The following is a 13174-nucleotide window of genomic DNA, read 5'->3' on the forward strand; positions in this document are numbered from 1 at the left end:
TTGCCGAGGTAAGAAACATATGCGAAGGAACGAAATCGGCTTCGCCAAGCGCTGCCGAGATGCGGCCTCCAACGGCCCTCGTCGATCCCCGCCTTTTCGCGCCAAATATGTAGGCAAATAGGGAATCGAATCGAACGCCGGATTCTAACGGATCCAGATGACGCTTAGCCGGCTTTTCGAGCCGTTGTAAAATTCTAACGGATTCAGATGACGCTTAGAATGAAAAAAGGCGGATTTTCGGCTCGAAAAGAAGCGAATCGGACGGCTAAGGAATCTACGATCCGTTAGAATCTCAAAAGGGCTTATTTTGGCGTTCTAACGAATCTGTGATCCGTTAGAGTCTGAAGAAGGAGCGCGGGAGTCTAACGGGCATACGATTCGTTGGCTGGAGCCGGCTGAGGTCTACTGAGGAAACGGCTTCTCGATCCTCGGCCTCAAATTTTTGTCAGGAAGACACTTCGTAAATCTAAGCTAGCGCTTTTCTCTTCGAGCAGGCTCGTTTCCTCCGCCTACGCGGCGTTCTCGGCAGCATAAATAAGCGCGATAATCCGCTTATTTCTGGCTGATCCCCGCGAATCTCGGGAATAAGTCCATTTATCCGCTTATTTCCGCGAAAAACCCGATTCTCGAAAGAATCGGGCTGATTTAAGCGGATATTCGGACTTATTTTGCGAAAAAGCCTACAACGGCGGAAATAAGCACAGATTTGGACTTATCGGATTCCGACGGTTCCCGACTATCCGCCGTCCCGCATAGGCATAAGAATACTCGCAGCGGCGAATCGGCGAGACGTTTTTTCGCAAAACCAAAGCGGCCCTTACGGGGCCGCTTTTTCGATCTTGCGGAAATCGATCGGCTGGTTGTATGCGAGACGGCTGCTTTCGTTAAAAAGGAGCTGCCCGTTCGCCGATCCGCTGCTTATTTCTTGGCGAGCGACAAGATCACTTGTCCGCCTTCGTACTTCAGCTTGGCCGCGTATCCGGCCGGCAGACCGGTCGTCTCCAACTTCGCGAACTTGCCGGTTACGCCGCCGCCCGCCGTAATCAAGGTCAAGTCTCCGGCCTTCGCTTGGTAGCCTTCGACGAAATTCACGGTCAGCTTGCCGCCGGCTTGCAGCTTGCCCTGCACCTCGATGCCGTCGTCCGATCCGGTTACGCCGATCTGCAGCGCCCCGTTTGCCGATTGGCTGAAATCGCCGCCGATCGTCAGCAGGCGCGGGCCTTCGACGTTCTCGATCACCGTTCCGGCGTTCGTCACGCTGCCGCGACCGAAGGCTGCTGCCGATAGAGCTTCGAGCGTGCCGCCCGCGATCTCGGTGCCTCCGGTGTACGTGCTTGCTCCGGACAGCTTCAGTTTGCCGCTGCCGCTCTTCGTGAACTTGCCGCTGCCGGAGATATCGTTGCGCCACAGATCTTCCGCGTTGAACCCGCCGAGCGCCGCGTCCATATTCACGGTAACCGCATGATCGAACGCGCCGTAACCGTTAGCCGCTTCGAACAGATTCAGGCGGCCCCAACCTTCCGGATCGTCCAGCAGCGGGTAGCCCGAAGGCAGGCCGGTCGTCGCCAGCACTTCGCGGCGCTGTTCGGCGCTCAGATAAGGTTGGCGCGTCTCGAGCAGCACTTCCGCGCTTTTCGGCACGACCATCGCTTTGTCCGTGGCGCCGATCGGCTGGAAGCCGTAGGTCAGACGCTTGATATAATCCGCTTTGTTCTGTTCGTAGTCGTCGAAACGGTCTTCCGAAGTGCCCTGCTCCTTGAGCAGTACGTCATGCGCTTGCTCGTAAGCCTGCTTCTTCAGCTCGGCGTTGTCCGGATCGGACAGCGCGGCCGCGGCCAAAGCCGTCGCCAGCACGCGGCCGCCGATCACGTCCAGCGGCGAGTGCATGCCCGCCACGATCCGGCTGTCGCCCATCTCGGAAGCGCGGGTCAGCAGCTCTTGATAACGCTCCGGTACGGCGTAAGCGAGCGACAGCGAAGCGAGATAAGAAGCGTTGGTGTGGCCGCTCGGGAATCCGCCGTCTTTCTCCGGCGTCTTGCTGATCGCCGGAACGAGCGTCGGGACCACGATCCGGTTGTCGTTCGTGCCTTCCTGAACGTTGACCCAACGATACGGGCGCATGTATTGGAAAAACGTCTTCGACGGGTTGCCCGACGCGGAAGCGCCGCGTACCGCTCCGATCAGATCGACCATCTTGCCGAGCGGGGAATCGGAATTGCCGCCTTTGTTATCGGAGAACTCGTCGTCGTATTTGACCTTCGTCGCGTCTTGAGGAATATCCGCGATCGAAGTCTTCGTCTCGCTGATCTTGCGATACGCGTCCGCGAACGGACCCAGTCCTTCGGTCGCGCCGTAGGTCTGGTTGCGGCGGTCCGTATAGTAAGCGGCGTCTTCGTCCGCTTGGGTACGGACAGCGGCCAGATCGGCCACGTATTGGATGTTATAGTCCAACACGGCCGGCTGAAGCTTCGTTCCGTTGTTCCACGAGCTGCCCGGTTTCCACAGCTTCAAGTATTCCGACAAGATGCCGATCGCGGCGTTGCTCTCGACGGATTGATTGTCGTTTTTGTTCGTTTTATAGTTGTCGACGAAATATCCCCAAGCCGGCGCGGCCGGCAGCTCGATCGTATACGCGTTTTCCGCGGCGATGGCGGGATGGATCGGCATGGAACCCGAAAGAATGGCGAATCCCAGCGCAACGGCGAGCATTTGTTTCATCGGTCTTTTTTTCACGGTTAATTGGCTCCTCTTCGTATGGTATTCGTCGATTCGAATCGAAGCCAATGTAGCATCGGAAGCGGAAAAACGGCAATGGAACGATTTCGCCTTTGTATCAATTTGGGAAACTTTTGGACAAATTTCGCTTTTTCCGGCGAATTTAACACACACTTAACAAAACTCTCGAATAAAGTTACAATCTTTCTTGTATAATCCCCCGCGGGAGGAGAGTAACCGATGAAAAAATGGAATTCCGTGTTGGCCCGTCTGGCCGTGTCTTACCTATCCGTCGTGCTCGTCCTGGTTCTCTCGCTCTGTTCCGTGTTCTATCTCTATTCTTCGAACCGTTATATGGAGGAATCGCAGAATCGCAATCAGATCACGCTGGCCAATGCCGCGCGGACGATCGACTCCGAAGTGCTGCAGCGGACGCAGCAGCTCGCTCTGCGGCTCGCGCTCGACAAGAACAACGATCTGCGGTCTTTCCGCGCCGACTCTTGGCGCACGCAGCCGAGCCGGCTGCTCGCATTGCAGTCGTTATTGAAATCGGAAGCGGACGCCGAGCCGGATCTGATTGAAGCGATCCATCTGTACGATCCGCAGAGCGGGGCGCTGCTGTCTTCGCAGTACGGATTCGTCGACCGCAGCGATCTGGAACGCGCTCCCGCTTCGCCGATCGGCTGGGCCGCGCGGATGCAGACGAGTTCGCGGCGCGATTTATGGATGCCGTCCCGAATCGCGGCCGAAGATCCGTTCTCCGCCCTGCCCGGCGGAAGCGGCCAGAAGCTGCTGACTTACGCGCACGGCTACCCGTTTCAATCTTCGGGCGCCGACAGCGACCTGATTCTGGCGATCGACGTGAAAGAAGACGCGATTCGGAGAATTCTACATAATATGATGCCTTTTCAAGATCAAGAAACGTGGATCTTAAGCGCGGACGGAGAAACGGCGCTCGCGGCGGAAAAGGCCGTCGCCGATCCGGCCGTAGGATCGGCAGCATCGGCAAGCGTTGGGTCCGGCGAAAGCGGCGGACGCACGGACGGCGAATCGTATACGATCTTTCGCGAGCCGCTTGCTTCGACAGGCTGGATGCTCTACAGCGCTACGCCGCACAGTGTCTTCCAAGAGCAGTCGCTGACGCTGCAGCGGTTGGTGTTGGTCGTGAGCGGGCTCGCCCTGCTGGTCGGCCTATTGTTATCGGGCGTCATGACGAAGCTCATCTACAGTCCGCTCAAAAGGCTGGTCGGAAAGATTCGGCATCTGGCAGATCCTTCCGCGGACGCAGGTCACGGAACCGGCAACGAATACGGACTGATCGATACGGCGCTGAACCGCTTGAGCGACCGGGTCTCGACGCTTCAAGAAACGATCGAAGCGACCGGCCCGATCGTCAAGCGCAGCGCCGTGCTGAAGCTGCTGCAAGGCGATTCGGCGGACGCGTCGCCGAAAGAGCGCCTGCTGCTGGCGGGTCTGTTCGGCGAAGCCGAAAGCTTCCGCTGCCTGCTGCTTCAGCTCGGCGGCAGGGTGCACGGCCCGGACGAGTCGGGCGGAATCGGCGGATCGGGGGAATCGGCCCCGACGCCGGCCGAGATCGTCCGCCTGCTGGAGCGGACGGACTTTCCCGGCGGATTCTTCGTCGCCGCGGAGCTGCCGGAACGGCGGATCGCCGCGATTCTGGCGCGGCGGCCGGGCGGCGAAGCCGCCGATGTCGGCGTAAGGCCGGGCGAATTCGGCCCGGAAGACGCGGACGCCTTTGCACGATCGGTGGCCGCGATCGTGCTGGATGCCTGCCGGACGAAGCTCGGCGCGGACGTGCAGCTCTCTTGGGGCCGGGAAGTCGACCGGCCGGAAGCGCTGCATCTGAGCTGCGGCGACGCGCAGATCGGCATGAAATACGCGTATTTCATGCCGGAGCGCGCGATGCTGAACGATCCGTGCTTGCACGAGCGCGAGAACAGCGAGGAACAGATTCCGCAGCCGCTCTTGGCCCGGTTCAAAGAAAAGCTGGCCGCGCGGCAGCCGGACGAAGTCGCGGAAGCGATCGAAGCGCTGATCGAAGCGGTACGCGTCGGGCCTTATCCGGCGGATTACGGCCATTTTATCTTGTCGAATATCGTCTTCGCGTATTCGGATCATCTCAAGAGCGTGCGCTACAGACCGGCCGGCAGCCATCCCGATCTGCACCGGCAGTACGTCGGCTTGGCGCATATCGAAGAGTTCCGGATCTGGCTGTTGGATTCCGCGCGGGCATTTTTGGCCGAGACGGAAAAGCGCAACGGCGAACGGGCGATCGATACGCTCGAAGCGGCCAAACGGCATATCGACGAACATCTGTCGGGCGATCTGTCGCTGGAATCGGTCTCTTCGGCCGTCTTTATCAGCGCGAAATATCTCAGCCGATTGTTCAAAGAAGAAACGGGCGTCACCTATACCGAATATGTGACCGCTCGCCGAATGGAAGCGGCCCGAACCCTGATCCGAAGCGGCAGTCTTAACGTCGAACAGGTCGCCGGATCGGTCGGATACGTCACGCCGGCTTATTTTATCAAAAAATTCAAAGAAGCTTACGGCTGCACGCCGGGGCAGTATATGAGAGAAAACCAGCAGCAGGCGCGGTCGTCTTGAAGCAGCGAGGAAGAACGGCGGCGCCAAGTCGGCGCAGCGCAAACCGCACCCGATCCGGTCTGAGCGGAGAAAGGAAGATCCCGATGAAGCATGCGAAGAAACGAAAATCAACATGGACGGCGTTATGGATCGCTCTGCTTCTGCCGGGCGTGGCGGGCTGCGAAGCCGGAGCAGGTTCGGCGGACGCCGTACGGGGAATGCCGAGCGGCAGCGAAACGGCCGGATCGGTTCCCGAATACGCGATCTCGTGGACGATGCATCAGAACCTGCCCGTGCCCGAAAACGCGGAGATCGTGCGGCGGATCGAACAGAAATACGACGTCGATCTCGACATCTGGAATCTGGAAAATAACCGCTACGAGTCGCTGCTGGATCTCAAGCTGGCGCAGCAAGGCGCGCCGGATCTGCTGCGGATCCGTCAGCCGCAGGATCTGCTCAAGTATCAACAGCAGGGGCTGCTGGCCGAGATTCCTGCCGGAACGCTGGAACGCTATGCGCCGAATCTCATGGCCGCGATCCGGGAATACGCGCCGGATTACGCCGATTACGGCCGGGTCGACGGACGAATCTACGGCATCCCGGTCGTGAATCCGACCAACGCTTACCGAATCCCCGTCGTGTACCGGCAGGATTGGCTCGACAAATTAGGACTTAAAGTTCCGGATACGCTGGACGAATTCGAGAAAGTGATCTACGCGTTCGCCAACGAAGATCCGGACGGCGACGGGATCAAAAATACATACGGCTTATCGCTCGAAGGCATGAATGTGGTGTTCGGCGCATTCGGCCAGATCGTGTTCGCGGATCAGCTTTATTTCGGCGAAAAAGACGGGAAACTGACGATCGGGGCATTGGAGCCGGAGATGAAAGAAGCGCTGCGTTATTTGCGAAAGTGGTACGCGGACGGCGTGATCGATCCCGAGTTTATTACGGGCGAAAACAAAGGCGGTTATAAACATCTCTCGCATGCTTGGATCAACGGGCGGATCGGCATGACTTCGATGGGCAACTATTACCATTGGATCGACGACGGCGATTATCAGGCATGGACGGCGAACGCCGCGGGCGAGATCTCGGAAACGCCGGTCGAAGCGACCTACAACGTCAAAGAGTTGAAAGCCAAAAATCCGTCGGCGCGCGTATCGTTCGGCCGACCGTTCCGCGGCCCCGAAGGCAAACGCGGCTCCAAAGCGTACGATATGCTGATGAGCTTCGCGGCGATCGGAGCGGACGCGGCCAAAGAACCGGGCAAACTGGAGAAAATCTTGCAGATTCTCGACGATGTCAGCGCCAACCCGGACTTGGACGAGCGTACGACTCTGAAAAACGGCATCCGCGGCAAACACTGGCAGTGGGCGGATTCTTCCCGTCAGGAAGCCGTCGTGCTGCCGCCTTACGAAGAATCGGCCAATTACCTGAATACGATCGGGGCCAATATCGGCATGAACGTGCCGGTTCCGCCGACCGGTCGCCGCGAACGATGGGCCGCCACGCTCGGCTTGGATCGCGACGGCATCTATAACGCGCTGGAAGTCTCGACGCCGTCGCTCGTTCGCGACAGCGCCGAATTGATCCGTTTGCGTAATCAGGCGTACATCTCGTTCATTACGGGCGAGCGGCCGCTGGAAGAGTTCGACGCCTTCGTGCAGGCGTTCATGGATGCGGGCGGCACGCAGGTGTTGGCGGAAGCGAACGCTTCTCGCGCCGGAATCACAACCGCTGCAAATGCGTATCCTTGAAGCCCGATTCGTATTTGAGGCCGTAGCCCATCATCCGGTCGAATCCGATATGCGCCGTCCAGATCAAACCGATCATCAGCAGCGTTTGCGCGGAGAACAACCAACCGGCCGACAAGAGCAGCAGCGGCACGGCGTAGGTATGGGCGGCGTTATAGACGCGGGCGCCGAGCTTGTTTCCCCGCATATAGCCGATCATGAATACGTCCGGAGCGAACAGCAGCAGCGCGAACAGCAATCCGCTGTAACCGTTGACGAAATACAGGGCAGTCGCGATCGCCAGCACGGCCAATCCTTCTAAACGAAGCAGTACGGTATTCATACGATCAGTCTCCTTTGTTAGAGGCATTATTCGGGCGCGTTTGCGAAGAGGCGTTCGAACCCTCGGCCGTCGAACGGATTCCGCCGAGCATCCAGCCGATGCCCTGCGCGACCTGCTCGTAAGAAAGCGGCTGCTCCGTCAGCGACAGCGGCGATTGCAGCGTCAGTCCGTCGAACACGGCTTGGATCAGCGCGGCGAGGTTCTGTTTCTCGTCTTGCGCCAGCGGAAGTTCGAGCCTGTCGATCACCAGCAGGATGCCGGCTCTCATTTCCTTGTAGATGTCCAGCAGTTCGGCGGCCAGCTTCTCGTTGTTGACGCTCTCCGACCATAAGCTGATCAGAAGCGTGAACCATTCGGGATTGGCTTTCCGGAATTCGGAGACATGGCGCAATCCCTGCTGAAGTATGTCCTGCGGCGAAGCTTGAAGATCCAATCCGGCGAACGCTTCTCTCATCCCCCGGTTGATCATCCATTCGCGCACGACTTCGACCAGCAGCGTTTCTTTGCTGCCGAAATGGTAGCCGATCAATCCTTGCGCGACCCCGGCCCGAGCCGCGATGTCTTTCATGGAGGCTCTCGCATACCCGACCTGTCCGAATAAAGTAAAAGCGGCCTGCAGGATGGCGTTCTTGCGTTCGTCCTGCGGTTTGTTTGATTCGGTTGCCATTTTTCTTATTGCCCCTCTCATACTGTTTGATCGAACAGTCAGTTTATATGCTTATCATAAAACTGTTTGATCGAACAGTCAACTAGTATTCAAAATTTATCTTTTCCGCTCGGAAAGACGGATTGCGCAAAAAAGCCGCTGCGAATGCAGCGGCCTCTTTTCGTTTCTAAGCGAAAATTTATCCTTCGTATGCTTGCTCCAACGTCGGAATGTCGATCTTTTTCATCTGAAGCAGAGCTTTCATGACGCGGCCCGAGCGTTCCGGATCGCCGCCGGACAGCAGTTCGTTCAACCGCTTCGGCACGATCTGCCAAGAGACGCCGAATTGGTCTTTCAGCCATCCGCACTGCTGCGCTTCGACGTCTCCGCCTGCGGAAAGTCCGTCCCAGAGGCGGTCGACTTCGGCTTGATCGTCGCAGTGAACGACGAAAGAGATCGCTTCGGTAAACCGAAACTGCGGGCCGCCGTTCAAGCCGATGAAACGCTGCCCTTCCAATTCGAAATCCACCGTCATCGCTTTGCCTTCGAACGACTTGTCGTAGCTTTCTTTGCCGTAACGGGTCACCTTGCGAATAGCGGAATTCCGAAAAAGCGATACGTAGAACTCGGCCGCTTCTTCCGCTTGAAAATCGAACCAGAGATTGGGCGTGATCTTCTGAATCGTACTCGACATGCCGACGCCTCCTTATTTTGCGTTTCCCGCTCGCTTAAGGCTTGACCTTCACGTTCCCGAATACGGCTTTCGCGGCCGAATCTTCGCCCGGATTGCTGAGCGCGAGGCCGATATACGCGCGGCCGTTCATCGGGATGCGGATCGTGCCGATCCGCGTCCAATTCTTGCCGTCGGCCGAGATCGAGCCGACGAACGCGTCGCCCGTGCGGCTGAGCTTCAGCCAGCTCGGAGCGGCGGCATCGGCCGTGCGGTCGGCCGTTTCTTCGCCCGCCGTTTCGCGGTATTGGAAAGCCGCCCCGTTCTCGGGCGTGAGCACCATATCCACATGCCGCGCGTCGGCGGCCAATGATTCGCGGATCGAGATCCCGGCTTTGGCCCATTCGTCCAAGCGGCTCAGCGACTTCGCTTGAACGATCATCTCCGCGTCGCCCGAGATCGGGCGGTACACGTAGTTCAGCGCGTCCGATTCGCCCCAGACGTCCGTGGAACTGCCGCCGAGCGTAAACTGCTTCTTGGCCGTCTGATACGACGCCGTTCCCGGCATCGATCCGATATTGCGGCCCTGCCAGCCTGCCGGCAGCTTGGCGGCGTAATCTTGTTCGTCCGAATCCGGCCAACCGGTCCGCTCGTCGATCGCGGCCAGATCGTCTCCCGTCCAAGCATCGTAAGCGAAGAACGACAACCGCTCGACCTCAGGGTAATTCCGCCGGATACCGCCGTAGATCTCCCGGTACGTCTCGTCCGTCCAGTCCTGATCCAGCGTCGGCACGATCTTGGCTTTCGTTCCGGCCAGCCGATCGCGAACGTCTTTCAAGATGCCGGACTTGTCTCCGTACACCCACTCGCTATCGTGACCCCAATCGTCGAAATAGGCCATCGGCGCGATAAAATCGACGGACGATTTGAACTTGGCGATATTCTGTCCGACTTCGGCAAATTCCGGCGGCAGCACGTATACGCCGAGCTGCACGTTCGGGCGGGTAGACGATCGGAGATCGCGGCGGACGTCGCTTACGTACTGTCCGAGCCGTTCGGTACGCCATTCGTTCCACTGTTTGCGCTTCGCGGAATCTTTGCCGAAATCGATATCGAGCGGCGAGTACCCGAACCGTGCGCGATATTCGGCGATCGTGCCGTCGCCGACGTCCATGTTGTAGTCGTCGAAACGAATCCAGTCTAGGACCACGCCGTCGACCGAATAATTTTCGGCGACTTCGCGAATGATCGAACGCTCGTACCGCTGAACGTCAAGGTTCAACGGATTCACGAAATATTCGCTGCCGTTCGAACCGGTAAACGGCACCCGTTTGCCGTTTACGAGCGCCTGCATCTGCCAGTTTTTATTTTTGAGAAAAGCTTCCTGATCGTGGAACTGCGGAATCCAAGCGTTGACCTTGATCCCGGCGGTGTGAGCCTGCGCCACGACTTCCCGCAGCGCGTCGAAGTCCTCGTACCCTTCCGCGATCGGAGCGATCTTGCTGGCGTAGAACACTTGGCCCGAAGGCACTTCGTCGTCTTCGTCCTGCTTCACGTTCATGCTGATGACGTCGACGCCGTGCCGCTCCGCCAGATCGACGAAGTTCCGTACGTCGTCTTTGTCTTTGAACTGGTTGACCGTCCGCACGATCACTTCCGTCTCGAACGGCGGATAATCGCCCGTCTCGGCCGCGGCCGGTACGGAACCGCCGATCAGCGAGACGATCAGCGCAAGAGTCAGCATCGCGGCCGGCTTCTTTTTCCGAATACGTGTCATAGCTCGCCTCCGTCTGTAGGTATCTTGTTGAAATGCGCGATTCTGCTTAGAGTGTTCGGTAAATGCGAATCTCGACGCCCGACTCGGCCGGCAGTCCTTCTCCGATCAGCGGCTCGCCGTTCAGGAAAGACAGCGCCTTGCTGTTGGTGACGATCCGAGGCGCCGTGCGGAACATGACGTCCGTAAGCGCGGGATCGAAGGTTCCGTTATTCTCGATATAGATCTCGCAGGCCTGCCCGTCGCGATCGTTCCCTCTCAGCATGTACCGAGCCGACAACGTGTGACCGCCGCCGTATCGGCCGATGATCTGGGTATCCACGCCGCCTTCCAGTACCGTTCCTTCGAAGTATGGGCCCGTCGCATGTCCGCCGAACGGAATCATGACGACGGTATCGCCTTCTTCGTTCTCCAGTACGCTCGCTTCCCGCGTCGTGACGTGTATGCGAAGCACTTCTTCCCGTTCCATGCGCGCCTCCTTTTATTGAAAAATCCGTGAATAAGCGCTCTGCGTTAGCCGATCTCGTGCTGGAACGGAGGCGGTTCCATGAACGGCCGATTCAGATGCGCGGACAAAAAGCGGGCCGTAACGTCGAGCACCTGCGGATTCCATACGCCCGTGCCGTGATCCGCGCCCGCGACTTTGTACAGCAGCACGTTCTGTCCCGCCGATCTGAGCGCTTTGTACATCTCGATGCTCTGGTTGACGTGAACGATCGAGTCGCTGTCCCCGTGCACGATCAGGAACGGAGGCAGCTCGCGGTCTAGATTCCGATGGATCGGACTCGCTTCTTTCGCCAATTCCGCGCGCTCTTCCACAGGTCCGTCGACCAGCAGGCCTTCCGGCGAATCGGCTGTCCCGTGTTCGAGGACGTCGTTGTACAAACCGAGCGTAAACAGATCCGAGATGCCGTAATAATCGACGACGGCCAGCACTTCGTCCGATTGTTCGCCGTGGAGCCCGTTATTGTATTCGCCGATCGTCAGTCCCGTCATCAGCGACAGGTGACCGCCCGACGAATCGCCCCATACGGCGGCCCGATGCGGGTCGATTCCGTATTCTTCGGCATGCGCCCGCATGAAACGGAGCGCGCATTTGACGTCTTCGAGCGCGGCCGGGAACGGCGCGATATCGGTGTCCCGAATCTGGACGCTGGCGATCACGTAGCCTCGGGACGCCATCTGCGACAAGTTCGGAATCGCGGCGTAGATGTCCTGCGGACGCCAAGCCGACCCTTGAACGAAAATGATCAGCGGGAACTTGTAATTTTCGCGGCTCGGCTTGATGATCTGAAGCTTGCGTTCGACGTCTCCGTAAGTCGCGTATACGACGTCGGGAAGATAGCTGCACGAATAATACGCGCCGCCTTCGGCAAAATCCCCGTACAAAATCTGCGTGCCTTCGGGCGTCTCGCTCGCTGCCCGGCGCGCGGCCTGCTGGTCCATGGAATCCGCTCCTTGTTCTTCGTAATATGCGGCGTCGCCTTCGATTCCGGAATCGAAATCCGCCTGCCGCCTTTCTTTTTCATTTTAGCCGCTGCGCCCGACAGATTCTATGGCATTCTGCGTCGTTCAATACAGAATCCGCCACAAATAGAACGTCGCGTAAGCTTCCCATTTCGTCCATCCGGCGGACAGTTCCAGAAGGCGCGGCTTGTCCGGTTTGGCGTCCAGTCCCAGCACGTGCCGGATCGAATGATGCAGCCCTACGTCGTCGATCGGAAAAGCATCCGGCAGCCGCAGGCAGCGCATCAGCACGTAATGGGCCGTCCACGGGCCGATCCCGCGAATCTTGACCAGCATCTTCTCCGCCTGCCGGACGTCGCCCGTCGCCAGCAGCATCTCTTTGGTCAATTCCCCGTTCGCGATCAGCTTCGCCGTATCGACCAGATATTCGCATTTCTTGACGGTCGTCATCCCGGCGGCGGACAAATCTTCGGGCGTCAGCTCGGCGATGCGCTCGGCGGTCGGAAACAGCCAATACCGCTCCCCGCCGCGTTCGATCGACCGGCCGTAAGCTTCGACGAACCGTCTTTTGAGCGTATACGCGAACGCCAGATTGATCTGCTGTCCGAGAATGCCCCAACAGATCGCTTCGTACAGATCGGGAATGCCCATATTGCGCAGTCCGTAGAACGAATCGACCGCCTGCTTGAGCAGCAGATCCTGCCTCGCCATTTCGTAAAAAGGAGCAAGGTCGGTGCCGAGATCGAACCAATCGTGCACGTACCGCGCGACGCCTTCTTGAAGTTCGGGGTCGGCGGCAGCCGATTCTTCGACGAAGCGGATACGCAAAGACTCTCCGCCTTCGCCGCGATGCGGGCCGATCTCGACGACGGTATCGCGCGCGCCGACGGCGATCGCTTTATAGATGCTGCCGCCGCGCAGCGTGTACAGCGCTTCGTCGGTGGCGGTCGAGAGATGGTCGTAATTTTGCTTGAAATCGAATTCCTCGGGAACCGGAAGCAGGATGTCGGTACCGTCGTTTTGCCAGAAACAAGCACGGGAAAAATCGGTCATGAGAAGGACGGCCTCCGTTTCTTGGGATGATCGAGCAGCTTATCTCTGTTTCATTAACCGGAATCCGATCGTTTGTTCCGCAAAAAAAGACCTCGAAGTCCGCCCGAAGTCTGCATCGGCGAAAACGAGGTCTTTTTATAAGCTTACGCGATGAAAAACCGCC

At 58.5% G+C, this 13174-nt stretch carries 10 protein-coding genes; 2 read left to right on the plus strand and 8 right to left on the minus strand.

Annotation, left to right across the window (positions count from 1 at the left end):
* Positions 1-918: 918 nt before the first annotated feature.
* Entirely contained in the window at positions 919-2733 is a 1815-nt protein-coding gene (locus CDO73_RS05870; RefSeq protein WP_256972580.1) for an acid phosphatase, read from the minus strand.
* Positions 2734-2955: 222 nt separating this feature from the next.
* Here CDO73_RS05870 and CDO73_RS05875 point away from each other — a divergent pair, with 222 nt between their 5' ends.
* A complete protein-coding gene (locus CDO73_RS05875) occupies positions 2956-5343 on the plus strand; it encodes an AraC family transcriptional regulator (RefSeq protein WP_088487560.1) in 2388 nt (795 codons plus the stop codon).
* Positions 5344-5426: 83 nt separating this feature from the next.
* The gene (locus CDO73_RS05880; protein WP_088487561.1) at positions 5427-7082 is read left to right on the plus strand and encodes an extracellular solute-binding protein; all 1656 of its coding nucleotides are present in this window, start codon (positions 5427-5429) and stop codon (positions 7080-7082) included.
* On the opposite strand, the gene CDO73_RS05885 is transcribed toward CDO73_RS05880, so the two are convergent.
* The 7 genes from CDO73_RS05885 to CDO73_RS05915 all read right to left on the minus strand — a co-directional run bounded on the left by CDO73_RS05885 (position 7054) and on the right by CDO73_RS05915 (position 13011).
* Positions 7054-7401: a DUF4260 domain-containing protein gene (locus tag CDO73_RS05885; protein WP_088487562.1), complete on the minus strand. Its 348-nt coding sequence runs from the start codon at positions 7399-7401 to the stop codon at positions 7054-7056. The two genes, CDO73_RS05880 and CDO73_RS05885, sit on opposite strands and share 29 nt — an antisense overlap.
* 4 nt (positions 7402-7405) lie before the next feature.
* A complete protein-coding gene (locus tag CDO73_RS05890; protein ID WP_088487563.1) occupies positions 7406-8068 on the minus strand; it encodes a TetR/AcrR family transcriptional regulator in 663 nt (220 codons plus the stop codon).
* Positions 8069-8246: 178 nt separating this feature from the next.
* The gene (locus CDO73_RS05895; RefSeq protein ID WP_088487564.1) at positions 8247-8741 is read right to left on the minus strand and encodes a VOC family protein; all 495 of its coding nucleotides are present in this window, start codon (positions 8739-8741) and stop codon (positions 8247-8249) included.
* Between the two features lie 34 nt (positions 8742-8775).
* Positions 8776-10494 (minus strand): putative glycoside hydrolase, encoded by a 1719-nt coding sequence (locus CDO73_RS05900; protein WP_088487565.1) that lies wholly within the window; start codon positions 10492-10494, stop codon positions 8776-8778.
* Between the two features lie 46 nt (positions 10495-10540).
* Complete coding sequence (locus tag CDO73_RS05905; protein ID WP_088487566.1) at positions 10541-10960, minus strand: DUF3237 family protein; 420 nt, start codon at positions 10958-10960, stop codon at positions 10541-10543.
* 44 nt (positions 10961-11004) lie between these two features.
* Positions 11005-11937 (minus strand): alpha/beta hydrolase, encoded by a 933-nt coding sequence (locus CDO73_RS05910; protein ID WP_088487567.1) that lies wholly within the window; start codon positions 11935-11937, stop codon positions 11005-11007.
* Positions 11938-12063: 126 nt separating this feature from the next.
* Complete coding sequence (locus CDO73_RS05915; protein WP_088487568.1) at positions 12064-13011, minus strand: DNA-3-methyladenine glycosylase family protein; 948 nt, start codon at positions 13009-13011, stop codon at positions 12064-12066.
* Positions 13012-13174 lie beyond the last annotated feature (163 nt).

This window comes from Saccharibacillus sp. O23, assembly GCF_002205895.1.
In the GTDB taxonomy this organism is placed as follows: domain Bacteria; phylum Bacillota; class Bacilli; order Paenibacillales; family Paenibacillaceae; genus Saccharibacillus.